This is a genomic window from Alphaproteobacteria bacterium (assembly GCA_040905865.1).
In the GTDB taxonomy this organism is placed as follows: domain Bacteria; phylum Pseudomonadota; class Alphaproteobacteria; order UBA8366.
Genome location: JBBDQU010000085.1, coordinates 114,780 through 135,766, shown reverse-complemented (window position 1 = coordinate 135,766; position 20,987 = coordinate 114,780). Strand labels below are relative to the sequence as shown.

27 protein-coding genes are annotated in these 20,987 nt (G+C 63.5%); 20 read left to right on the top strand and 7 right to left on the bottom strand.

The genetic code is table 11. The annotated features are described in order from the left end of the window. Positions 1 to 237: 237 nt before the first annotated feature. The 5 genes from WD767_20660 to dnaQ are packed head-to-tail and all read left to right on the top strand — an operon-like array spanning position 238 to position 3,810. Complete coding sequence (locus WD767_20660) at positions 238 to 1,053, top strand: pyruvate, water dikinase regulatory protein (GenBank protein ID MEX2618504.1); 816 nt, start codon at positions 238 to 240, stop codon at positions 1,051 to 1,053. Then, complete coding sequence (locus tag WD767_20655) at positions 1,043 to 1,663, top strand: nucleoside triphosphate pyrophosphatase (protein MEX2618503.1); 621 nt, start codon at positions 1,043 to 1,045, stop codon at positions 1,661 to 1,663. Before WD767_20660 ends, WD767_20655 begins: the two co-directional genes overlap by 11 nt. Beyond that, the gene (locus WD767_20650) at positions 1,660 to 2,496 is read left to right on the top strand and encodes a shikimate dehydrogenase (GenBank protein ID MEX2618502.1); all 837 of its coding nucleotides are present in this window, start codon (positions 1,660 to 1,662) and stop codon (positions 2,494 to 2,496) included. Before WD767_20655 ends, WD767_20650 begins: the two co-directional genes overlap by 4 nt. Continuing rightward, positions 2,493 to 3,161, top strand: a complete 669-nt coding sequence (gene coaE, locus WD767_20645) for a dephospho-CoA kinase (protein MEX2618501.1) — start codon at positions 2,493 to 2,495, stop codon at positions 3,159 to 3,161. The genes WD767_20650 and coaE overlap by 4 nt, the downstream gene beginning before the upstream one ends. Continuing rightward, the gene (gene dnaQ, locus WD767_20640; GenBank protein ID MEX2618500.1) at positions 3,136 to 3,810 is read left to right on the top strand and encodes a DNA polymerase III subunit epsilon; all 675 of its coding nucleotides are present in this window, start codon (positions 3,136 to 3,138) and stop codon (positions 3,808 to 3,810) included. The genes coaE and dnaQ overlap by 26 nt, the downstream gene beginning before the upstream one ends. A gap of 44 nt (positions 3,811 to 3,854) precedes the next feature. Here dnaQ and secB read toward each other — a convergent pair whose 3' ends face one another. The 3 genes from secB to WD767_20625 are packed head-to-tail and all read right to left on the bottom strand — an operon-like array spanning position 3,855 to position 5,481. Then, entirely contained in the window at positions 3,855 to 4,331 is a 477-nt protein-coding gene (gene secB / locus WD767_20635; GenBank protein MEX2618499.1) for a protein-export chaperone SecB, read from the bottom strand. A gap of 47 nt (positions 4,332 to 4,378) precedes the next feature. Continuing rightward, on the bottom strand, positions 4,379 to 4,945 hold the full coding sequence (locus WD767_20630) for a histidine phosphatase family protein (protein MEX2618498.1): 567 nt from the start codon (positions 4,943 to 4,945) through the stop codon (positions 4,379 to 4,381). Beyond that, positions 4,942 to 5,481: an FxsA family protein gene (locus tag WD767_20625; GenBank protein MEX2618497.1), complete on the bottom strand. Its 540-nt coding sequence runs from the start codon at positions 5,479 to 5,481 to the stop codon at positions 4,942 to 4,944. Before WD767_20625 ends, WD767_20630 begins: the two co-directional genes overlap by 4 nt. A gap of 187 nt (positions 5,482 to 5,668) precedes the next feature. Here WD767_20625 and WD767_20620 point away from each other — a divergent pair, with 187 nt between their 5' ends. Genes WD767_20620 through WD767_20590 form a run of 7 tightly spaced genes read left to right on the top strand, consistent with a single transcriptional unit; the run spans position 5,669 to position 11,349 of the window. Continuing rightward, positions 5,669 to 6,343, top strand: coding sequence for a Tim44/TimA family putative adaptor protein (locus WD767_20620; protein ID MEX2618496.1), 675 nt, complete (start codon positions 5,669 to 5,671; stop codon positions 6,341 to 6,343). Positions 6,344 to 6,362: 19 nt separating this feature from the next. Continuing rightward, entirely contained in the window at positions 6,363 to 7,553 is a 1,191-nt protein-coding gene (locus WD767_20615; GenBank protein MEX2618495.1) for a murein transglycosylase A, read from the top strand. A 2-nt stretch (positions 7,554 to 7,555) separates the two neighbouring features. Further along, complete coding sequence (locus WD767_20610) at positions 7,556 to 8,332, top strand: (Fe-S)-binding protein (protein ID MEX2618494.1); 777 nt, start codon at positions 7,556 to 7,558, stop codon at positions 8,330 to 8,332. Beyond that, positions 8,332 to 9,765: a LutB/LldF family L-lactate oxidation iron-sulfur protein gene (locus tag WD767_20605; protein ID MEX2618493.1), complete on the top strand. Its 1,434-nt coding sequence runs from the start codon at positions 8,332 to 8,334 to the stop codon at positions 9,763 to 9,765. The genes WD767_20610 and WD767_20605 overlap by 1 nt, the downstream gene beginning before the upstream one ends. Beyond that, positions 9,762 to 10,436 (top strand): lactate utilization protein, encoded by a 675-nt coding sequence (locus tag WD767_20600; GenBank protein ID MEX2618492.1) that lies wholly within the window; start codon positions 9,762 to 9,764, stop codon positions 10,434 to 10,436. The genes WD767_20605 and WD767_20600 overlap by 4 nt, the downstream gene beginning before the upstream one ends. Further along, positions 10,436 to 10,999, top strand: coding sequence for a Smr/MutS family protein (locus WD767_20595; protein MEX2618491.1), 564 nt, complete (start codon positions 10,436 to 10,438; stop codon positions 10,997 to 10,999). Before WD767_20600 ends, WD767_20595 begins: the two co-directional genes overlap by 1 nt. Further along, positions 10,996 to 11,349 carry a helix-turn-helix domain-containing protein gene (locus WD767_20590; GenBank protein ID MEX2618490.1) on the top strand — a complete coding sequence of 118 codons (354 nt, stop codon included), beginning with the start codon at positions 10,996 to 10,998 and terminating at the stop codon, positions 11,347 to 11,349. Before WD767_20595 ends, WD767_20590 begins: the two co-directional genes overlap by 4 nt. 54 nt (positions 11,350 to 11,403) lie before the next feature. Here the strand turns inward: WD767_20590 and hslU are convergent, their stop codons facing one another. The 3 genes from hslU to WD767_20575 all read right to left on the bottom strand — a co-directional run bounded on the left by hslU (position 11,404) and on the right by WD767_20575 (position 14,545). Next, complete coding sequence (hslU, locus tag WD767_20585; protein ID MEX2618489.1) at positions 11,404 to 12,711, bottom strand: ATP-dependent protease ATPase subunit HslU; 1,308 nt, start codon at positions 12,709 to 12,711, stop codon at positions 11,404 to 11,406. Then, positions 12,708 to 13,250 (bottom strand): ATP-dependent protease subunit HslV, encoded by a 543-nt coding sequence (hslV, locus tag WD767_20580; protein MEX2618488.1) that lies wholly within the window; start codon positions 13,248 to 13,250, stop codon positions 12,708 to 12,710. Before hslV ends, hslU begins: the two co-directional genes overlap by 4 nt. 152 nt (positions 13,251 to 13,402) lie before the next feature. After that, a complete protein-coding gene (locus WD767_20575) occupies positions 13,403 to 14,545 on the bottom strand; it encodes a M48 family metallopeptidase (protein ID MEX2618487.1) in 1,143 nt (380 codons plus the stop codon). A 171-nt stretch (positions 14,546 to 14,716) separates the two neighbouring features. Here WD767_20575 and hisB point away from each other — a divergent pair, with 171 nt between their 5' ends. From hisB to WD767_20535, 8 genes are all read left to right on the top strand, one after another. Next, complete coding sequence (hisB, locus tag WD767_20570; GenBank protein MEX2618486.1) at positions 14,717 to 15,316, top strand: imidazoleglycerol-phosphate dehydratase HisB; 600 nt, start codon at positions 14,717 to 14,719, stop codon at positions 15,314 to 15,316. Positions 15,317 to 15,384: 68 nt separating this feature from the next. Further along, positions 15,385 to 16,011 (top strand): imidazole glycerol phosphate synthase subunit HisH, encoded by a 627-nt coding sequence (hisH, locus tag WD767_20565; protein ID MEX2618485.1) that lies wholly within the window; start codon positions 15,385 to 15,387, stop codon positions 16,009 to 16,011. Positions 16,012 to 16,025: 14 nt separating this feature from the next. Then, entirely contained in the window at positions 16,026 to 16,553 is a 528-nt protein-coding gene (locus tag WD767_20560) for a GNAT family N-acetyltransferase (protein ID MEX2618484.1), read from the top strand. Beyond that, positions 16,550 to 17,272: a 1-(5-phosphoribosyl)-5-[(5-phosphoribosylamino)methylideneamino]imidazole-4-carboxamide isomerase gene (gene hisA / locus WD767_20555; protein MEX2618483.1), complete on the top strand. Its 723-nt coding sequence runs from the start codon at positions 16,550 to 16,552 to the stop codon at positions 17,270 to 17,272. Before WD767_20560 ends, hisA begins: the two co-directional genes overlap by 4 nt. Before the next feature lies 1 nt (position 17,273). Continuing rightward, positions 17,274 to 18,032, top strand: a complete 759-nt coding sequence (hisF, locus tag WD767_20550; GenBank protein MEX2618482.1) for an imidazole glycerol phosphate synthase subunit HisF — start codon at positions 17,274 to 17,276, stop codon at positions 18,030 to 18,032. A 43-nt stretch (positions 18,033 to 18,075) separates the two neighbouring features. Next, positions 18,076 to 18,414: a phosphoribosyl-ATP diphosphatase gene (locus WD767_20545; protein ID MEX2618481.1), complete on the top strand. Its 339-nt coding sequence runs from the start codon at positions 18,076 to 18,078 to the stop codon at positions 18,412 to 18,414. A 12-nt stretch (positions 18,415 to 18,426) separates the two neighbouring features. After that, complete coding sequence (locus tag WD767_20540; protein ID MEX2618480.1) at positions 18,427 to 18,795, top strand: histidine triad nucleotide-binding protein; 369 nt, start codon at positions 18,427 to 18,429, stop codon at positions 18,793 to 18,795. Positions 18,796 to 18,813: 18 nt separating this feature from the next. Next, positions 18,814 to 19,752 carry an N-carbamoyl-D-amino-acid hydrolase gene (locus WD767_20535; protein MEX2618479.1) on the top strand — a complete coding sequence of 313 codons (939 nt, stop codon included), beginning with the start codon at positions 18,814 to 18,816 and terminating at the stop codon, positions 19,750 to 19,752. A 38-nt stretch (positions 19,753 to 19,790) separates the two neighbouring features. Here the strand turns inward: WD767_20535 and WD767_20530 are convergent, their stop codons facing one another. Next, on the bottom strand, positions 19,791 to 20,984 hold the full coding sequence (locus WD767_20530; protein MEX2618478.1) for a pentapeptide repeat-containing protein: 1,194 nt from the start codon (positions 20,982 to 20,984) through the stop codon (positions 19,791 to 19,793). Between the last annotated feature and the right edge of the window lie 3 nt (positions 20,985 to 20,987).

Genomic DNA, 20,987 nt, shown 5'->3' with positions numbered 1-20,987 from the left:
TGAACGTCTCAAAAAGGGGTGTTTCGTGTCGATTCATCCATGTGTATAAGATGTATAATCCTGGCTTACGATTGCTTTATCCCGTCAACGATCACCGGCAAGGATCAGTTATACGCACGGGATAACAGGATGTATCGTTTTCGGGCGAGCCTGCCTAAACGCCGGCCGATCTTTGATTCGGGGTTTTATCCCCAATTTGCGCACCGCCAGGCGTGACAGGGAGTAACGGTTATTCGTGTGCATCTTCACCTCGTTTCCGACGCGACCGGCGAGACCATTCACAGCGTGGCGCGCGCGTGCTTTGCACAGTTCGAAGGCGTCGATGCCGAGGAACACAACTGGACACTGATCCGGACGACGGGCCAGCTCGAAAAGGTCCTGAAGAGTATCGCCGAAAATCCCGGTGTCGTCATGTGCACCATCGTCAACGACTCCCTGCGCCGCACCCTGCATGATGGCTGCCGGCGGCTGCAGGTACCTTGCATTCCGGTGCTCGATCCGGTGCTGGCATCGCTGACCAGTTACCTGGGCCTGCCCAGCCGGGGCCTGCCCGGCCGCCAGCATGAACTCGACGCGGAATATTTCCACCGCATTGACGCGATGACGTTCGCTCTCAATCATGACGACGGCCAGATGACCTGGGATATGGCGGATGCCGATGTCATCCTGGTCGGCGTTTCCCGCAGTTCGAAGACGCCGACATGCATGTATCTGGCCAATCGCGGCATCAATGCCGCCAATATTCCGATTGTCCCCGATGTTCCCCTGCCGCAGGAGCTTTTCGCGCTGGACAGGCGGAAAGGGCCCCTGATTGTCGGCCTGACCAAGGAGGTGGAAAGCCTTGTGCAGATCCGCCGCAATCGCCTGCACCTGCTCGCTGAAAAACATGAAATCAATTATATCGATCCCGAGGTCGTGCGGCGGGAAGTGACCATGGCGCGCCGGCTCTGCACCGAAAACAACTGGCCGGTCATCGACGTAACCCGCCGCTCGATCGAGGAATCCGCCGCCGCGATCATGCAATTGCTTGCCGACCGGCGCGATGACGGATAATGCCCTCGCCTCCGGCGTGCCGGTCATTCTCGCCTCCGCCAGCCGGTCGCGGGCAGCGGTCCTGTCCAATGCGGGTGTCCGCATCGAACAGGATCCCGCCGATATCGATGAGGATTCCATCAAGGAATCGATGCGCGGAGCCGGGCGTTCCGTGGCGGATGTCGCCCACCGCCTGGCGGAACTGAAAGCGCTGCGCGTTTCGGCCCGCCATCCGGGACGCCTCGTGATCGGCGCCGACCAGATGCTGCAATGCGGCGGGATGTGGTTCGACAAACCCGTCGACCGGAATCACGCGCTGGGCCATCTGCGGGCATTGCGCGGGCGGATGCACGAACTGTTCGCCGCGGTCTGCGTGGTGCGCGACGGCGAATGCCTGTGGCGGCACCTGGAAAGCGCCCGCATGACGATGCGACCCTTCAGCGACGCTTTCCTGGAGGCCTATGTGGATGCCGTCGGCGAGGATGTTTGCCGGTCCGTCGGCGCCTATCAGCTGGAAGGCCTGGGCGCGCAGCTGTTTGCCCGGATCGAAGGCGATTTCTTCACCATCCTGGGCCTGCCGCTTCTGGCCGTACTGGAATTCCTCTCGAACCATGGCGTTGTAAAAAAATGATCCTGACAGGCAAGGCAAAACTGGCGGGGGTGATCGGCTGGCCGATCGCCCATTCCCGGTCACCCCGGCTGCACGGCTTCTGGCTCGACCGGCACCGGATCGACGGCGCCTATGTGCCGCTTGCGATTGCGCCGGAAAATATCGAAACAGCCCTGAAGGGACTCGCGGCGGCGGGATTCCGGGGCCTCAATGTCACCCTGCCGCACAAGCTGGCGGTCTATGCCGCCTGCGATACCATCGACGACAATGCCCGGCGGATCGGGGCGGTAAACACGATCGTCTTCGGCGATGACGGCAAGATGCACGGCAGCAACACCGATGCCTTCGGTTTTGTTGAAAATATCCGCCAGAACTCACGCTGGCGATCCGGCGGCGTTGCGGTCGTACTGGGCGCGGGGGGCGCCGCCCGCGCCGTTTGCGTCGCGCTGATCGATGCGGGCGTTACCGAAATCCGTGTCCTGAACCGCACGCGGGAACGCGCCGACGCGCTCGCCCGGGATCTTGGCCGCCCGCTGGTCGTGGCCGACTGGTCCCGGCGCGCCGATCTGCTGGCGGATGCGACGATGCTCGTCAATACCACCTCGCTCGGCATGACCGGGCAACCGCCGCTGGACATCGATCTCGATGCCCTGCCCGGCGACGCGGTGGTGAACGATATCGTCTATGTCCCGCTCGAAACCGGATTGCTGGCCGCGGCGCGGGCGCGCGGCAATGAAGTCGTCGACGGGCTGGGCATGCTGCTGCATCAGGCGCGTCCGGGTTTCGAAGCCTGGTTCGGCGTCAGGACCGAAGTCACCGGGGAATTGCGCGACTTCGTCATGGAGACGGAATGATCGTCATCGGCCTGACGGGCTCCATCGGGATGGGCAAATCGACGGCGGCGAACATGCTGCGCCGCATGGGTATCCCGGTAAGCGACGCCGACGCGATTGTCCATAACCTGATGACCCGGGGCGGCGATGCGGTCGCGCCGGTCGATGCCGCCTTTCCCGGCGTGGTGAAGGATGGCGCCATCGACCGCGCGGCGCTGGGCCAGGCCGTGTTCGGCAACCCGGAGGCGCTGCGGCGGCTGGAACGGATCGTGCATCCGCTGGTCGGCCGCGACCGCGACCGGTTCCTGCGGCAGTCTGCCCAGCGCCGGCTGCGGATGGTCGTTCTGGACGTGCCGCTGCTGTATGAAACCGGCGGCGCCGATCGCTGCGACACGGTGATTCTGGTCTCCGCCCCGGCGATGATTCAGCAGGGCCGCGTCATGCGCCGCCCCGGAATGACCCTCGAACGCCTGCAGAATATCCGCAGGCAGCAGATGCCCAATGGCGAAAAACGCCGCCGCGCCGAATTCGTCGCCGAAACCGGTCTGGGACGAAATGTAACCTTGCGCGCCCTGGAGCAGGCCGTCAGACTGATTGCCCGCCGGAAGCCGCGACACTGGCCGCCCGCCCCGCAACCCCGTTGGAGAACCCCCCGGTATTATGCGCGAAGTCGTCCTCGATACTGAAACAACCGGTCTTGACCCGGCGTCGGGCGACCGGATCGTCGAAATCGGCTGTATTGAGCTGATTGACCATATGCCGACGGGCGAAACCTATCACCAGTACGTCAATCCGGAACGGGATATCCCCGCGGAGTCTTTCCGGATACACGGGCTGTCGGAAGCATTCCTGGGCGACCATCCGACCTTCGCGGAGATCGTCGATGAATTCCTGGCGTTCATCGGTAATGACAAGCTGGTCATCCACAATGCCGGATTCGACATCAAGTTCGTCAACGCCGAACTGGAACGGCTTGGCTTCGCGCCGATACCGATGTCCCGCGCCATCGATACGGTGCAGATCGCGCGGCGGCGCTTTCCGGGCGCCGGCGCCAGTCTCGACGATCTGTGCCGCCGTTTCGGCGTCGATAACACGTCGCGTACACTGCATGGCGCCCTGCTCGATTCCGACCTGCTCGCCGCCGTCTATGTCGATCTGATCGGCGCCCGCGAACCGGGCCTGGATCTTTCCGCACGGGCGAATACCGTCATTACGGTATCGGAGCGTCGCGACAGACCGGTACGGGCGCCGCGGCCGCACGCCGCAAGCCCGGCGGAACGGGCGGCGCATGCCGCCCTGCTGAAAAAAATCCAGGACCCGGTCTGGAATACCTGATGCGCCCTGCCTCCAATGAGACATCGGGTTAACGGTCGTCTGCTTCAGGCGCTATCGGCCGGTGCGGCGGCGTTCTGCTGGTGATTGCGGTAGAACTGGTTGAAATCGATGGGATTCAGCATCAGCGGCGGGAATCCGCCATCGCGGACCGTATTGGCGATGATGGCGCGGGCGAAGGGGAAAAGCTGCCGCGGCACTTCGATCATCAGCGCCTGCTGGGTGATTTCCGGCGACGTGCTCTTGATCTGGCACAGCCCCGCATAGGCCAGCTCGGCAATAAAAACGGGCTTGCCGTCGATCGTCGAATTGATTTCGACATTCAGGATGACCTCGAAAACATCCTCGCGGATATTTTTGGCCTCGACGTTGAAATTGACGCTGATGTCCGGCTGCTTCGCCTGTTCCAGAAAGACCTGCGGCGTTGCGGGGCTTTCGAAGGACAGGTCCTTCACGTATTGCTGCGCTATACCGATCGAAATCGATGGCGCCGCGCCCGCCGCGTCGGTGGCTGTTTCGGACATGCGGTTTTCCTTGCTGTTGTTGTGCGCTTTAACGCGATGCGGAGCTATCACACATCAGGTACCGATTCAACCGTTCCGCCGCCGGGATGGTCGGTGCGCGGGTCGAACCGGACGGCGGTGCCGTTGCCGACCTTGTGGCCGGTCAGGGACCGGATAAAACCCCAATGGGTCACGACCACGACACCGTCCCATTCGCGATGGACGCGCATGCGGTCGCGAAACGAGCGGCCGCGCAGGTCCAGCGATTCCTCGCTTTCCTCGATATCCGGCCACCAGAGTTCGGGCAAATGGGCGAAATCCAGCTCCGGCCACAGCGTTACCAGCTCCGAGCACGGCGTGCCGACATCGCAGGTGAAGGCGGCGCGTTCCCCGATCAGCGGATCGATGGTCATGGAAATCTTCAGGGCTTCGCCCACGATCTGCGCCGTCTGGATGGCGCGGCGGTACGGGCTTGCGACCAGCGTATGGGCCCCGCGCCCGGCCAGCGCTTTCGCTGTCGCCGTTGCCTGCCGGTAGCCCAGTTCGGTCAGGCCCGGATCGACGATTCCCGGGTCCCGCCGCGTTTCACCGTATACGACGTTAAAATCCGACTGGCCGTGGCGGATCAGGATCATGATTTTCCTGCCCAGGGGCTGTTCGGATTGGGCGGCGTATCGTCGTCGTCAAGCGGCGACAGGCGCGTCGCTTCGGGATCGACTTCCTGGAACTCTCCGTCGACGACATTGTCCGGCGGTTTTTGCCTGCGGTGCGAAAAATCCATCGCCTCGCCATTGATCCAGACGGAAGGTCCCTGTCCCCGCTGCAACCTGCGCCGCAGCATGCCGGCAAGCACCCGTCGCACCGGCGGCAAAAACAGCGCGAACCCTATGGTGTCGGTCATGAACCCCGGCGTCAGCAACAGCGCGCCGGCGATCACCAGGCATAACCCGGTAAATACTTCCTCGATGGGAAACTGGTTGTTCTGCAGGCTCTGCGTCGCCCGCGTCCAGGTCGCCAGCCCCTGCCAGCGCAACAGCCAGGTACCGGCAATTGCCGTCAGGATGACAACGCCGAGCGTTGGCCACAGCCCAAAAAGCTCGCCGGCCTGGATGAACAGCGCGATTTCGATGATCGGTACCGCGATAAACGCGAGAAGAAGAATCAGCCCCATGCTTGCCCTTTTGTGCCGGAAGCCCTATCTAAACCGGATGGTGAGGCGAAACGGTCATCAGGGGGTATATATCCCGCGAGATGGCCGAACAATCTATGTGATAACGTAAGGTTCCCGACCCGCTCAGACAACCGCGAGCCGTCCGGATATTCGGGAGCCCACTGGCGGAACTGGAGAGAAACCTTCTATGGGCAATAATTTCAGCCTGTTTGAAATTATTCTGTTTGCCATGCTGGCGGCCTTCCTGGTCTATCGGCTGCGCAGTGTGCTCGGCAAACGCACCGGTCACGAAAACCGCCGCACCGATATTTTCAAGCCGCGCGACGCGGAGTCCGAGAGCGATTCGGACAATGTCATTGCCCTGCCCGACAGCCGCAAGGCGCCGATCACCGAGGTTGAACCCGATACGCCGCTTGCCGCCGGGATCGCGCAGATCAAGATCGCGGACCGGAATTTCGACGAGGCCTCGTTTCTGCAGGGTGCGCAGGCGGCCTTTGAAATGATCATCAACGCCTTCGCGACAGGAGACGGCAAGACGCTCAACATGCTGCTGTCCGAAGATGTCTATGAAAATTTCGCCAGCGCGATCCGGCAGCGCGAACTTGCCAACCACCGGCTGGAAACGACCATCGTCGGCATCGACGAAGCGGTTCTGCTGGAGGCGGAAATGAAGGGCACACATGCCTTCGTGACGGTCAAGTTTGTCAGCGACCAGATCAATGCGACGCTGGATGCGGACGACACGGTTGTCGACGGCGACAAGACATCCGTTATAACCGTGACGGATATCTGGACGTTCTCCCGCGATACGCGCCAGCGCGATCCGAACTGGAAACTGGTCGCCACCCGCAGCCCATCCTGAGCAAGGGGTCATGTTCCCGATGGCCCTCTTCCCGCGCAGCCTCGCCCGGTTCCTGACAGCCGTTCTGGCGCTCGCCTTTCTTGTCGTTGCCTGCACCAAGCCGCCGGTGCCGAAACCCGAGACCGTCGTTCTGACCCCGGTGACGTTCGGCCTTCTGCCGGGATGGCGGGCCGACCGGCAGGGCGAGGCCCTCGTCGCGCTCCGGAAATCATGCGTCAGCCCGAAACCGGGCCGTATCGATGCGACGCCGCCCGTTGCCATCCTGGCGGCGGACTGGGCCGGGCCCTGCCAGGCGGCGCAGGGCCTCGACATTGCGGACGATGCCGCGGTGCGCGCGTTCTTCGAACGCTGGTTCCGGCCTTACCGCGTCGCCAATGGCGACAGGACCACCGGCCTGTTTACCGGATATTTCGAGGCGGAACTGCGCGGCGCCCGGCAGAAGGACGGACGGTATACCGTGCCGTTGTACAGGCTGCCGGACGACCATGTCACGGTGGACCTGTCGAAATTCGATCCGTCGCTCGCGGGCAAACGGATCGTCGGACGGGTCGAATCCGGCCGGCTGGAACCCTATTATGCGCGCGGCGATATCGACGGCGGCGCGCTGTCGGGCAAGGTGCAGGAACTGATCTGGGTCGACGACGCCATCGACGTCTTCGTGCTGCATGTCCAGGGATCGGGCCGCGTCATCCTGCCGGACGGCAACGTGGTCCGCATCGGCTATGCCGGCAATAACGGCCTGCCCTACCGGTCGATCGGCCGCGAACTGATCGATCGCGGCGCGCTGCCCGCCGGCGGCGCCTCCTGGGGCGACATACGGCGCTGGATCGAGACCAATCGCGACCAGGCGGCGGCGCTCCTGGCGGTCAACCCGCGCTATATTTTCTTCCGGGAAGTCGAGGGCGACGGGCCGATCGGCGCGGCGGGCGTGGCGCTGACGCCGCGCCGCAGCCTCGCGGTCGATCCCCGCTTCGTCCCCTATGGCGCGCCGGTCTGGCTCGATACGAACTGGCCGAACGCGCCCGAAAAGCCGCTGCGCCGGCTGATGATCGCCCAGGATACCGGCAGCGCCATTCGCGGTCCGATCCGGGGCGATTTCTTCTGGGGTTACGGCGCCGAGGCGCTGTCCTTCGCGGGACGCATGAAAAGCCAGGGCGCCTATTTCCTGCTGCTGCCCCGCGCGGCGGTTGAACGGATGACGGGAAGCTGACAGTGGAAACCGAATCTTCCGAACGCGCCGATGTCGCGCTGTTCGTTACCTGTCTGGTGGACCTTTTTCGCCCCAGCGTGGGATTCGCCGCGGTGGCGCTGCTGGAACGCGCGGGTTGCACTGTCGCGGTGCCCGAACTGCAGACCTGCTGCGGCCAGCCGGCGTTCAACAGCGGCGACCGCGCCGATGCGCGGGCCATCGCCGCCCAGGTGATCGACGCGTTTGAAGGCTATGATTACGTGGTCGCCCCGTCCGGTTCCTGCGCCGGGATGATCGTGAAACACTATCCCGACCTGTTCGCGGATGATCCCGTCATGGCGGCGCGGGCGCGCGACCTTTCCGGCCGCATGCATGAACTGGTTTCCTTCCTGGTCGATGTCCGGGGCGTGCAGGACGTAGCCGCCGCCTGTGACGGAATCGCGACCTATCACGATTCCTGTTCCGGGCTGCGCGAACTGGGAATCAAGGCGCAGCCGCGCGCGCTGCTGGAAAAAGTCGCCGGGCTGTCGCTTGTCGAACTGCCGGGCGCGGAACGGTGCTGCGGGTTCGGCGGATCGTTCTGCGTGAAGTACCCGGAAATTTCCAACAGCATGGTCGGCAACAAGGCGACGGATGTCGACATGACCGGCGCGGACATGCTGCTGGCGGGGGATCTCGGCTGTCTGATGAACATGGCCGGCAAGCTGTCGCGCGTGGGGTCGAAGGTCCGGGTCCGGCATGTCGCGGAGGTGCTGGCCGGCATGACCGGCGATGCCGCCATCGGCGAGGGGCAGGACTGATGCAACCGACCACCCGCCAGTTTACGCAGAACGCCCGCGACGCGCTGGCGAACGCGTCGCTGCAGTCTGCGCTGGGCAAGATGGAAACCGGATTCGTCGCCAATCGCGCAACCGCCGCCGCGCGCCTGCCGGAATTCGAGGCGCTGCGCGACCAGGCTCGCGACATAAAAAACCATACGCTCGAAAACCTGGATTTCTACCTGGAGACATTCGAGGCGAATGTCATCGCCTCGGGCGGCGTGGTGCACTGGGCCGCGACGGCGGAGGATGCGCGGCGGACCGTGCTGGATATCTGCCGCTCGGTGGACGCGAAGACCGTGACCAAGGGCAAGTCGATGATCGCCGAGGAAATCGGCCTCAACGAATATCTCGAAGCGAACGATATAGAGCCGGTCGAAACCGACCTCGGCGAATACATCATCCAGCTGCGCCATGAATCGCCGAGCCATATCATCGCGCCGGCGATACACGTGGTGAAGAACCAGGTCATCGAGACCTTCAGGGAATCCCACCCGCAATTCGACCCGGACCGTTCGCTGGAGGAACCGCGCGAATTGCTGGACGAGGCGCGCAGCGTCCTGCGGCAGCGCTTCCTCGATGCGGATGTCGGCATCACCGGCGCGAATTTCCTGATCGCCGAAACCGGTTCGACGGTCATCGTCACCAATGAAGGCAACGGAGACCTGACCCAGACCCTGCCGAAGATCCATGTGGTCGTGGCCAGCCTGGAAAAGGTCGTGCCGACGCTGGAGGATGCCAGCGCGATCCTGCGGGTGCTGGCGCGTTCCGCCACCGGCCAGGAATATTCCAGCTACACGACGTTTTCAAACGGCCCGCGCCGCGCCGAAGATCCGGACGGGCCGGAACAGTTTCATGTGGTGCTGCTGGATAACGGCCGCAGCGCATTGCTGGGCACGGAATCGCAGGAGGTGCTGCGCTGCATCCGCTGCGGCGCCTGCATGAACCACTGTCCCGTCTATGGCGCGATCGGCGGCCACGCCTATGGCTGGGTCTATCCCGGTCCGATCGGTTCGGTGATCACGCCGACGCTGATCGGCGTGGACGAGGCGCGCCACCTGCCCAATGCCTCGACCTTCTGCGGCCGCTGCGAACAGGTCTGCCCGATGCGGATCCCCCTGCCGAAGCTGATGCGCCATCACCGCGAAAAAGCCTTCGAGGAAAAACTGACCCCCGCGACGGAACGGGCCGGGCTTGGCGTCTGGGCGTTCCTGGCCCGGCGTCCGGCGCTGTACCGTCTGGCGACAGGCATGGCCATGCGGGTGCTCGGCGCGTTCGGCCGCCGGCGCGGAAAATTTTCCCGCCTGCCCGGCGCCGGCGGCTGGACCGCGCATCGCGATTTCCCCGCACCCCAGGGCCGGACATTCCAGCAGCAATGGTCGACGCGCGGCGGCCGCCGGAATGCGGGACAATGAGCGCGGCGCGCGATGCGGTGCTCGGCCGGATTCGCCGGGGTCTCGGCCGGGCGGGGCCGGTCGATGACAGCCGCCGGGCCGAACTGGAATCGCGGCTGCGGGACCACCGGCGGGGTATCATCCCGGACCGCTCGAACCTCGCGCCGAAGGCGCTGGTCGACCTGTTCGTCGACATGGCTGAAAAGGTGCAGACCACCGTGGCGCGGGTCGCCGCCCCGGCGGATGTGCCCGATGCGCTGGGCGATTACCTGGCGCGGCACAATCTCGGCAGCGATGTCCGCATGGCGCCGGACGAACGGCTGGACGATATACCCTGGGCGGACCGCCCGACCCTGACAATCACGCGCGGCGGCAGCGCCGGCGATGACGAGGTCAGTGTGACCGCCGCGCTGGCGGGCATCGCCGAAACCGGAACGCTGATGCTGCATTCCGGCCCGGCGAGTCCGACGACGCTGAATTTCCTGCCCGACGATCATGTCGTGGTGTTGCGCGCCAGCCAGATTGCCGGCGCCTATGAAGACGGCTGGGACCGGCTGCGCGCGACCGGCGCGATGCCGCGCGCGGTGAATTTCATCACCGGCCCTTCCCGTTCCGGCGATATCGAACAGACGCTGATGCTGGGCGCGCACGGCCCGCGCCGCCTGCACATCATTCTGGTCGAGGATGTCTGATGGGACGCCGGCGCCGTTTTCCCGATGAGGACGATGTCCGGCTCTGGCGCACGGTGACAGCCGATATCACGCCGCTGACCAGGCGGGAACCGCCGCCGAAGAAGGCCGAACAGGTCAAGCCGGTACCGCCGCCGGCGGCGCGGCAGACAATCGCCGCCGCCATGCCCGCCCCGCCGGCGGCGCGTCCGGTCCGGCGCAAGCCGCCGCCGCTGGCGCATGGCGAGACGCCGCCGCTGGCGCATGGCGAGACGCCGGATATGGACCGGCGAACGGCGGAACGGTTGCGCCGCGGCCGGTTGCCGATCGACATGCGCCTCGACCTGCATGGCATGACGCGCGAACCCGCGCACCACGCCCTGTCGGCCACGCTGGCCGCCGCCTGGTCGGGCGGCCGCCGGGTCGTGCTGGTCATTACCGGCAAGGGCGAGGGCGTCCTGCAGGGCGCGGTGCCGCGCTGGCTGAACGAAGGCGACAACCGGCGGCGGGTTCTCGCCTTCTGTCACGCCCAGCCGAAGGATGGCGGCAGCGGCGCGCTCTATGTGCTGCTGAAACGCAAGCGGTGACTCCCTTCGGCCTGAAAATCCGCGCCATGCGTAACGAACGCGGCGTCACGCTGAAACAGATGGCGGCGGAGATGGATATCTCGCCGGCCTATCTGTCGGCGCTGGAGCACGGCAGGCGCGGCCGCCCCAGCCGGGCGCATGTGCAACGGGTCTGCGCCTATTTCAACATCATCTGGGACGATGCGGAAGAACTCGAACGGCTCGCGGCGCTGAGCCATCCCCGGGTGATCGTCGATACCGCCGGGCTGGGCGCGGACGCCACCGAACTCGCCAACCGCCTCGCGCAGGAAATCCGCAAGCTGCCGAAAGCGAAGATCGAAAAAATGCTCGCCGACCTGCGCGGCGCGTAACCGGCATTCTCCGCGCCGCATCATGTCGGCGGGCTATTCCCCGGCGCGGAACCGTTACAGGATGAACTTGCTCAGGTCGGCGTCCTTGGCCAGTTCGCCGACCCGGTCCTGAACGTCCCCGGCGGTGATCGTGATCGTTTCCCCGCCGCGGTCGGTGGCGGTGAAGCTGATTTCCTCCAGCAGCCGTTCCAGCACCGTGTGCAGGCGGCGGGCGCCGATATTCTCCACACTCATGTTGATGTCGGCGGCGAGCGAGGCGAGCGTGTCGATGGCCTCTTCCTCGAAGACCAGTGTGACCGCCTCGGTGCCCATCAGCGCGACATACTGTTTTATCAGACTGTTTTCCGGCTCGCGCAGAATGCGGCCGAAATCCTCGCGCGTCAGCGCCTTCAGCTCGACCCGGATCGGCAGCCGGCCCTGCAGTTCCGGCAGCAGGTCCGCCGGCTTGGCCTGGTGAAACGCGCCCGACGCGATGAACAGGACGAAATCGGTTTTGATCGGGCCGTACTTGGTGGATACCGTCGTGCCCTCGATCAGCGGCAGCAGGTCGCGCTGCACGCCCTCGCGGCTGACATCCGCGCCGGACCGGTCGGCCCGGGCGCAGATCTTGTCGATCTCATCGAGAAAGACGATGCCGTTCTGCTCCACCGACTCGATGGATTCCTTGACGATGGCTTCCTCGTCCAGCAGCTTGTCGCTCTCATCGGCGATCAGGACATCGTAGGATTCAACGACGGTCATCTTGCGCGGCTTGGTGCGCTGGCCCAGCGCCTTGCCGAACATCTCGCCCAGATTCAGCATGCTCATCTGCGCGCCGGGCATGCCGGGAATTTCGAAGCTGGGCATGCCGCCGCCGTGATCGGCGACCTCCAGCTCGATCTCCTTGTCGTCCAGTTCGCCCTGCCGCAGCTTCTTGCGAAAGGCCTGCCGCGTGCTCTCGCTGGCGTTCTCGCCGACCAGCGCGTCAAGGACGCGTTCTTCCGCCGCCAGTTCCGCCTTCGCCGTGACCGCCTTGCGCTGGCGTTCGCGGGTCATGTGGATCGCGGTTTCCACCAGGTCGCGGATGATCTGTTCGACGTCGCGGCCGACATAGCCGACCTCGGTGAACTTGGTCGCCTCCACCTTGATGAAGGGCGCATCGGCCAGCCGCGCCAGCCGGCGGGCGATTTCGGTCTTGCCCACGCCGGTCGGCCCGATCATCAGGATATTCTTCGGCAGGACCTCGTCGCGCATCTCGTCGGTCAGCTGCTGGCGCCGCCAGCGGTTGCGCAGGGCGATGGCGACGGCGCGCTTGGCGTCGTTCTGGCCGATGATGTATCGGTCGAGTTCGGAGACGGTTTCGCGGGGGCTGAATATGCTCATAGCGTTTCGATGATCACGTTTTCGTTGGTGTAGATACAGATACCGGCGGCAATCTTCATCGCGCGCTCCGCGATCTCGCGGGCGCTGCGGTTGTCGTCGTCGATCATCGCGCGGGCGGCGGACAGCGCGTAGGAGCCGCCGGACCCGATGCCGATCAGCCCGTCTTCCGGCTCCAGCACATCGCCATTGCCGGACAACACCAGGCTGACGGATTTGTCCGCCACGGCCATCATCGCTTCCAGCCGGCGCAGGTAACGGTCGGTGCGCCAGTCCTTGGCCAGTTCCACGCAGGCGCGCGTCAGCTGACCCGGATACTGTTCGAGCTTCGCTTCCAGCCGCTCGAACAGGGTGAAGGCGTCCGCCGTCGCGCCGGCGAACCCGCCGACCACCGACCCGTCGCCGATGCGCCGGACCTTGCGGGCGTTGGCCTTGATGACGGTCTGGCCCAAGGTGACCTGCCCGTCGCCGGCGACGACAACCTCGCCGCCCTTGCGGACGCACAGGATGGTAGTGCCATGCCAGGTGGTATTATCGCTCATGAATTCTCACGTCTGATGGATCGGATCGGGGCGGCAGGAACCGCCAGCCCCTTCCATGTGGCGAATGAACCGTTCAGGTCAAGAGGGAAAGCGGTCCGGCGGCGGTTGAACCCGTTGCCCGTCCCGCCTGAAATGCCGGCTGCGGCAGGGCTTCAGTCGGAATCGGCATCCACGACAGTGACAGGCGCCGGCTCCTTTTTCAGCCATGGCGCTTCGCCCTTGAGTTCCGGGATCAGCGGCAGGCCCGCCGCGATCTTGGTCTGTATTTCCGCGGCGGCCTTTTCCATTCGCAGGAACCGTTCGGCGGACGTCGGGTGCGAATGCGCGACGTGCAGTTCGTTGACGTTTCTGCGCTCCGCACCCATGCGCCGCCAGAACAGAACGGCGGGTTCGATCCGGTATCCGGCCCGGGCGACGAAATGCAGGCCGACGTAATCGGCTTCGGATTCAAAATCCTGCGACCAGGCCTGACCCCCGATATCGCCCATGGCGTTTGAAAAGGCGCCCTGGGTATTGACGCCTGCGGCGGCCGCCAGGACATCCAGCGCCAGCCCGGCGAAGGTGCCGACCGCATAGTTCGTATGCCGTTTCTGGATGTGGCGCATCGTGTTGTGGGCCAGTTCGTGACCGATGACGATCGCCAGTTCGTCGTCTGTTTCCGCAAAGCGCATCATGCCGGCGGCAACGGAGATGACTGTGCCGTCCGCCGATGCGTTCACCATGGAATCGGCCATATACCGCACCGGGTAGTCGCACAGGATGTCGGGACGAATCGACAATTCATCCGGCTTGCCGCCGCGCCGTATGCCAAGCGCGAATACCTCGCTGCGGCTGTCGTTGAAAACGGTCACCTTGTCGTCAAAATCGTCCCAGGCGGTATCGCCGGTCCGGATCGGCAGCCCGTCAAAGGATACGATGGTGTCCCCCGGTCTCAGACCGGCATTCCAGGCGGGCGACTCCCTGACGACCGTAATCACGACCGGCAGCGAGCCCAGCCCGAAGGCTTCCGTCGCGGCGTCCCGCTCGGCATCGGAAAAGCCGGATGCCGTCGCGGCGATAAAGCCCGCCGAACGGGCAACTTTCTCGCCGCACAGCTCCGTACCGTCCCGGAGAATCGGATAGGCGACATTCTGCAGCCGCTCGATTTGCCGGTAGCGGTGCTGCAGCAGGGCGGCGGCCTGTTTCCCCGTCTCGGCGTCAATGGCGCCAGACGACAACTCGGCTTTCTGAAATGCGGGTCCGGCGCAGGCGCCGATGGCCAGCGCAATGGGCAGGATGAAACACAACTTTCTCATAATGCGGTATCCCCAAAAGACTTATGCAATTATGCCACATTATGGGAGCCGCCGAAAACCGCGAAAACTCATCGCCGTGTCGTCCGAAATCGGGCCGCCGCGCCCTTCCTTGCTGGCGCTTTGGCGCAGGCACTGTTAAAAAGCGCCCGATTCAGCCATTGGAGGTGCGTCATGCGGGCGGCGACAGTCGAACGTAATACGAAGGAGACCAGGATTTCCGCGAGTATCGATCTCGACGGGACCGGACGCTACGACGTGAAGACCGGGATCGGGTTCCTGGACCACATGCTGGAGCAGCTTTCGCGGCACAGCCTGATCGACCTGACCCTGCGCGCCGAAGGCGACCTGCATATCGACTTCCATCACACGACCGAGGATTCCGGCTATGTGGTCGGCGAGGCGGTGTCGAAGGCGCTGGGCGGCCGCGCCGGCATCCGCCGCTACGGTTCGGCGCTGATTCCGATGGATGAAACGCTGACGCGGGTTGCGCTGGATTGTTCGAACCGGCCCTATCTTGTCTGGAAGGTTGGTTTCTCGCGGCCGAAACTGGGCGATATGGACACCGAACTGTTCAAGGAATGGTTCCAGGCCTTCGCGCAGTCGGCCGGCATCACGCTGCATGTCGAAAACCTGTATGGCGACAACAACCACCATATCGTCGAATCCTGTTTCAAGGGGCTGGCGCGGGCGCTGCGCCAGGCGGTTGAAATCGACGCAAGACAGGCTGACGCCATTCCATCGACAAAGGGCGTGCTCGGCGGATCGATGTAATTCGCGTTTCGTTTCATTGCGGCGGCCGCCCGACCGCCCGTTAACCTTGTGGGAAAGCAGACAGGCCGATGACGGTCGCCATTATCGATTACGGCTCGGGTAACCTGCGCTCCGCCGCGAAGGCGTTCGAACATGTCGGCGGGCATGACGTGCTGGTCACCGCGCGGGCGGCGGATGTGCGCCGCGCGGACCGGATCGTCCTGCCCGGCGTCGGCGCCTTCGGCGATTGCCGCCGCGGGCTGCTGGCGCTGGACGGCATGCTGGACGCGCTGGAGGAAACGGTGATCCGGGGCGGCCGTCCGTTTCTCGGCATCTGCGTCGGTATGCAGCTGATGGCGACGCGCGGGCTCGAACACGGCGTGCATGACGGATTCGGCTGGATCGAGGGCGATGTGGCGGCGATCGCGCCGGCCGATCCGGCGCTGAAGATTCCGCATATGGGCTGGAACAATCTTTCGATCCGGGGCGCACATCCGCTGGTGGCGGGGCTCGGCCCGGACCCCCATATGTATTTTGTGCACAGCTATCATCTTGCCGCCGCGCATGACGGCGAGGTTCTGGCGACGGCCGATTACGGCGGCGCGATCACCGCCATCGTCGGACGGGACAATTTTGTGGGGACGCAGTTTCATCCGGAAAAGAGCCAGGCGCTGGGATTGCGCCTGATCGAAAATTTCCTTAACTGGAATCCGTAAACCGGGACGGGGCAATGGCGAATATAGAAGTATCCAAGGCCAGGGAAATCAACGGGTCGGATCTGCACGAACTGTGCGACGCCGCCGAATCCGCAATCGCGGAAGGCGGCGGGTTCGGCTGGCTGAAAGCGCCGCCGCGGCAGGTGCTGGAAAATTTCTGGCGCGGCGCGCTGCTGGTGCCGGAACGCACGCTGTTCATCGGGCGGCTGGACGGCGTCACCGTCGGCTCCGCCACGCTGGTCCGCCCGTCGCGCAACAACGAGGCGCAGGCGTCCTCCGCGACCCTGACATCGAATTTCGTGGCGCCCTGGGCGCGCGGGCACGGGCTTGCCCGGCTGCTGACCCGGACGGTCGAGGAAGAGGCGCGCCGGGACGGATTCCTCGTGCTCAACCTCGATGTGCGCGCCACGCAGGAAGCGGCCATCGCCCTGTATGAGCATGCGGGCTACATAAAATTCGCGACCCATCCCAAATACGCCTTCGTCAACGGCGCATGGGTCGAGGGTTATTATTACTACAAGGACCTGCAGGCCGGCGCATGATCCTGTACCCGGCAATCGACCTGAAGGACGGCGCCTGCGTCCGGCTGCGGCGCGGCGAAATGGATGACGCCACGGTGTTCAGCAACGATCCCGGCGCGCAGGCGAAACAGTTCGCCGATGCGGGCTGCGAATGGATTCACGTGGTCGACCTGAACGGCGCCTTCGCCGGCCGACCGGTCAACGGCGATGCGGTCGATGCGATCCTGGCGGCGGTCGATGTGCCGGTGCAGCTGGGCGGCGGCATCCGCACGCTGGAAACGGCGGCGGACTGGATCGCGCGCGGCGTCAGCCGCATCGTGCTCGGCACCGTCGCGCTGAAGAACCCGGCGATGGTGATCGAAGCCTGCGATCGATGGCCGGGCCGGGTCGCGGTCGGCATCGATGCGCGTGGCGGCCGGGTCGCGGTCGAAGGCTGGGCCGAACAGAGCGAAATGACGGCGCAAGACCTCGCCATGCGCTTCGCCGGCGCCGGGGTGGCGGCGATTGTCTACACCGATATCGACCGCGACGGCATGATGCGCGGCGTGAATGTGGACGGCACCGCGGCGCTGGCGGCGGCGACGTCCATTCCCGTGATCGCCAGCGGCGGCGTCGCCTCGCTGGACGATCTTGTGGCGCTGAAGGCGCGCGGCAGCATCGCCGGGGCGATCAGCGGCCGGGCGCTGTATGACGGCAGCCTCGATCTGGCCGCCGCCATCGCCGCCCTGAAGGAAAGCTGAGATGCTGAAAGCGCGCGTCATCCCCTGCCTGGACGTGAAGGACGGCCGCGTCGTAAAGGGGGTGAACTTCGTCGACCTGCGCGACGCGGGCGACCCGGTGGAACAGGCGCGCGTCTACGACGCGGCGGGCGCGGACGAGCTCTGCTTCCTCGATATCGGCGCCAGCCATGAAAACCGCGACACGATCTACGACGTGGTCGCGGGCACGGCCTCGCAGTGTTTCATGCCGCTGACCGTCGGCGGCGGCGTCCGCACGGTGGAGGATATCCGCAGGCTGCTGCTCGCCGGGGCGGACAAGGTGTCGATCAATACCGCCGCGGTGCATCATCCGGAATTCGTCGCCGCGGCCTCGGAACGGTTCGGCGCGCAATGCATCGTCGTCGCCATCGACGCCAAATCCACCGGCCCCGGCAAATGGGAAATCTTCACCCATGGCGGGCGCGAACGGACCGGGATCGACGCCATCGACTGGGCGCGCCGCATGGTCGCCAACGGCGCCGGCGAAATCCTGCTGACCTCGATGGACCGCGACGGCACGCGCCAGGGCTTCGACCTGCCGCTGACCCGCGCCATGGCCGATGCGATCCCGGTGCCGGTGATCGCCAGCGGCGGCGTCGGCGCCCTGGACCATCTGGTGGACGGCATTCGCGAAGGCCATGCGACGGCGGTGCTCGCCGCCTCGATCTTCCATTTCGGCGAATTCTCCATCGGCGAGGCGAAGGCGCATATGGCCGCCGCCGGCGTGCCGATGCGGACCTGACAACCGCCTGACAGCCCGAAACAAATCTGCTAATCAGAACGCCATGAGCAATGCACGGGAAAATGCGCTGGTGCTGGAGCGCCTGTTCGCGGTGATCGAAAGCCGCAAGGGCGGCGACCCCGATGCCAGCTACACGGCGAAGCTGCTGACCCGCGGCACGGAAAAGATCGCGCAGAAGGTGGGCGAGGAGGCGGTGGAAACCGTCATCGCCGCGCTGGGCGAGGACAGGGCCGCGTTGGCCGGGGAATCCGCCGACCTGCTGTATCACCTGCTGGTGCTCTGGGCCGACCGGGGGCTGGACCCGTCCGAGGTCTGGCGGGTGCTGGCCGAACGCGAGGGTGTTTCCGGCATCGCCGAAAAGCAATCGCGCGGGAAATCCTGAAGGGGGGTATCGATGGCCGACAGTTACGACGACAACAATATTTTCGCGAAAATCCTGCGCGGCGAAATCCCCTGCGACAGGGTGCATGAAGACGAACACACCCTCGCCTTCCGCGATATCGCCCCGCAGGCGCCGACCCACATCCTCGTGATCCCGAAGGGCCGTTACGTCTCGATGGCGGATTTTTCCGAAAACGCCTCGGACGCCGAAATGGCCGCGCTGCTGCGCGCGGTCGGCAGGGTCGCGCGCGAGGCCGGGGTGGCGGACAGCGGCTACCGCATCCTCGCCAATCACGGGAAGGACAGCCGCCAGGAGGTCCCGCACCTGCATATCCATGTGTTCGGCGGCCGCGACATGGGCGGCATGATTCCGAAACAGTAACCGGAAGGAACCACCGCCATGCCCCGCATCGTCACCATCGGTTCCGCCCAGATGGGCCCCATTGCCAGGGACGAAGGCCGGCAGGCGGTGGTGCAGCGGCTGCTCACCATGCTGCGGCAGGGCGCGGACCGGGGCTGCGACCTGGTCGTGTTTCCCGAACTGACGCTGACGACGTTTTTCCCGCGCTGGTACATGACCGACCCGGCGGAGGTCGATGCCTGGTTCGAAACCGAGATGCCGAACGCGGCGACGCAGCCGCTGTTCGACGAAGCCAGGAAACGTGGCGTCGGCTTCTATCTCGGCTACGCGGAAAAGGTCACCGAGGGTGGCGCGGTGCATCATTACAACACCGCGATCCTGGTCGAAAAATCCGGCGACATCGTCGGCAAATACCGCAAGACCCACCTGCCCGGCCATGCGGAATACGAACCCGAACGGCCCTTCCAGCATCTGGAAAAGCGCTATTTCGAACCGGGCAATCTCGGCTTCCCGGTGTTCCAGGCCTTCGGCGGCGTGATGGGCATGTGCATCTGCAACGACCGCCGCTGGCCCGAAACCTACCGCGTGATGGGCATGCAGGGGGTGGAGGTCATCATGCTCGGCTACAACACCCCGCGCTTCTTCGCCCCGGCGCCGGGCCTCAACCGCCTGGCCGATTTCCACAACCACCTGGTCATGCAGGCCGGCGCCTACCAGAACGGCACCTTCGTGATCGGCACCGCCAAGGCGGGGGTGGAGGAAGGCTGCGAGCTGATCGGCGAAAGCTGCATCATCGCCCCGACCGGCGAAATCATCGCGCAGTGCCAGACGATGGGCGACGAGTTGATCGTGGCGAAATGCGACCTCGACTGGTGCGCCGATATCCAGAAAAACCGCTGGAACTTCGCCGGCAACCGCGAACCGGACTATTACGGCGCGATTACGGCAAGCAAGGGCGTGGTGTCGCCGTTTGGGTAGGGTGGGTATTGTAATGCTATTGTCAGTTCAACGAGTTATTAGTTAAGCATATCAATAAGCGCCTTGATTTCATCCCAAGCTTTGCTGAGTTTAGCAACCAAACTCACCGCGCCTGCAACAATTATTGTGTCTGCGGCCTTGTCAATCCTTGGCTGCAACCACTGACGGAACTGATGTAAGGTTTGGTTCAATGTGCGAAGGTATTGTTTATTCGGACGAGGAGCAGCATGAAGTTCAATGCCCGCAAGAATTTCCGACTTGAGTTGCTTTATTACTTCTTCAGAAACCATAGAATCAGGCGGGTTATTATGTCCAATTCGTCCTCGAAGAACATTATTAAAAGTATCTAATTCCTCTACAAGATCTTCAAGAGATGTTCTTGATTGTAATACTTGATCTGCTCTTTGCTCATCTGGAATGGATTCATTCCATATCGAACTCATTTCCGAAAAAAATTGATCCGTATTGTTAGATACTATCAAAGTGCCTTCAAGAAATTCGGGAATACTTTCACCACAAGATAACTCGTGGTCTCGATAAGACTGTTCCCAATTTTTTGCCAATGACAATATTTCGCAGCTTAAATTATTAGCTCTTCTAAAATCTGCCTTCTTTATATCTGCACCGCGTAATTCAATACTTTGTAAATTGGCGTTTCGAAAGCGGGAAAAATTCAATTTTGCAAATACAAATGTTGCTCGATTTAAATTGCATCGTCGAAAATCTCCATACTCAATCTCGGCGGCATCAAATACAGCATGATCCATCTTTGCATCTCGAAAGTCAGTGCTTTTTAATTTTGCTTTGCTTAAATTTGTACGAACCGCATTCGCGTCTTTCAAATTTACGTTACTTAAATCGGCACCCTCTAAGTCCGCACTTGTTAAAATCGCGTTCCGTAATAGTGCGCCATTGAAAACAGCCAATTTTGCTTGAACAGATGTGAGGTTTAGATATCTCGCGTTTGCTCCAGTAAAATCCGCATTTTGTAATTGCGCCCCTGTCAGGTTCGCATTGGAGGCTACAGCTTCAATAACGTTCGCGCCGTCTAGAACTGCGTCGCGTAAGTCGCACCGAGCGAGTTGAGCGTTTCGTAAGTTTATGCCTGGTAAGTATGCATCTCTAAGATCAGCGTTTACGAGATCGATTATGGTGTCTGGTTCTCGGATGCGCCATTTGTTCCAAGTTTCAACTCCCTCTAATAGTCTTTCAAGTTGTTCCTGATTTGCCATGTA

Bases quoted from the DNA above. Each gene is read 5' to 3' on its own strand.
- WD767_20545 (MEX2618481.1), top strand. From the start codon at position 18,076: ATGAGCAATGCACGGGAAAATGCGCTGGTGCTGGAGCGCCTGTTCGCG.
- WD767_20620 (MEX2618496.1), top strand. From the start codon at position 5,669: ATGGGCAATAATTTCAGCCTGTTTGAAATTATTCTGTTTGCCATGCTG.
- WD767_20575 (MEX2618487.1), bottom strand. From the start codon at position 14,545: ATGAGAAAGTTGTGTTTCATCCTGCCCATTGCGCTGGCCATCGGCGCC.
- WD767_20535 (MEX2618479.1), top strand. From the start codon at position 18,814: ATGCCCCGCATCGTCACCATCGGTTCCGCCCAGATGGGCCCCATTGCC.
- WD767_20630 (MEX2618498.1), bottom strand. From the start codon at position 4,945: ATGATCCTGATCCGCCACGGCCAGTCGGATTTTAACGTCGTATACGGT.
- coaE (MEX2618501.1), top strand. From the start codon at position 2,493: ATGATCGTCATCGGCCTGACGGGCTCCATCGGGATGGGCAAATCGACG.
- hisB (MEX2618486.1), top strand. From the start codon at position 14,717: ATGCGGGCGGCGACAGTCGAACGTAATACGAAGGAGACCAGGATTTCC.
- WD767_20600 (MEX2618492.1), top strand. From the start codon at position 9,762: ATGAGCGCGGCGCGCGATGCGGTGCTCGGCCGGATTCGCCGGGGTCTC.
- hisA (MEX2618483.1), top strand. From the start codon at position 16,550: ATGATCCTGTACCCGGCAATCGACCTGAAGGACGGCGCCTGCGTCCGG.
- hisF (MEX2618482.1), top strand. From the start codon at position 17,274: ATGCTGAAAGCGCGCGTCATCCCCTGCCTGGACGTGAAGGACGGCCGC.
- dnaQ (MEX2618500.1), top strand. From the start codon at position 3,136: ATGCGCGAAGTCGTCCTCGATACTGAAACAACCGGTCTTGACCCGGCG.
- WD767_20615 (MEX2618495.1), top strand. From the start codon at position 6,363: ATGGCCCTCTTCCCGCGCAGCCTCGCCCGGTTCCTGACAGCCGTTCTG.
- WD767_20540 (MEX2618480.1), top strand. From the start codon at position 18,427: ATGGCCGACAGTTACGACGACAACAATATTTTCGCGAAAATCCTGCGC.
- hisH (MEX2618485.1), top strand. From the start codon at position 15,385: ATGACGGTCGCCATTATCGATTACGGCTCGGGTAACCTGCGCTCCGCC.
- hslV (MEX2618488.1), bottom strand. From the start codon at position 13,250: ATGAGCGATAATACCACCTGGCATGGCACTACCATCCTGTGCGTCCGC.
- WD767_20560 (MEX2618484.1), top strand. From the start codon at position 16,026: ATGGCGAATATAGAAGTATCCAAGGCCAGGGAAATCAACGGGTCGGAT.
- WD767_20605 (MEX2618493.1), top strand. From the start codon at position 8,332: ATGCAACCGACCACCCGCCAGTTTACGCAGAACGCCCGCGACGCGCTG.
- WD767_20650 (MEX2618502.1), top strand. From the start codon at position 1,660: ATGATCCTGACAGGCAAGGCAAAACTGGCGGGGGTGATCGGCTGGCCG.
- WD767_20530 (MEX2618478.1), bottom strand. From the start codon at position 20,984: ATGGCAAATCAGGAACAACTTGAAAGACTATTAGAGGGAGTTGAAACT.
- WD767_20655 (MEX2618503.1), top strand. From the start codon at position 1,043: ATGACGGATAATGCCCTCGCCTCCGGCGTGCCGGTCATTCTCGCCTCC.
- secB (MEX2618499.1), bottom strand. From the start codon at position 4,331: ATGTCCGAAACAGCCACCGACGCGGCGGGCGCGGCGCCATCGATTTCG.
- hslU (MEX2618489.1), bottom strand. From the start codon at position 12,711: ATGAGCATATTCAGCCCCCGCGAAACCGTCTCCGAACTCGACCGATAC.
- WD767_20625 (MEX2618497.1), bottom strand. From the start codon at position 5,481: ATGGGGCTGATTCTTCTTCTCGCGTTTATCGCGGTACCGATCATCGAA.
- WD767_20595 (MEX2618491.1), top strand. From the start codon at position 10,436: ATGGGACGCCGGCGCCGTTTTCCCGATGAGGACGATGTCCGGCTCTGG.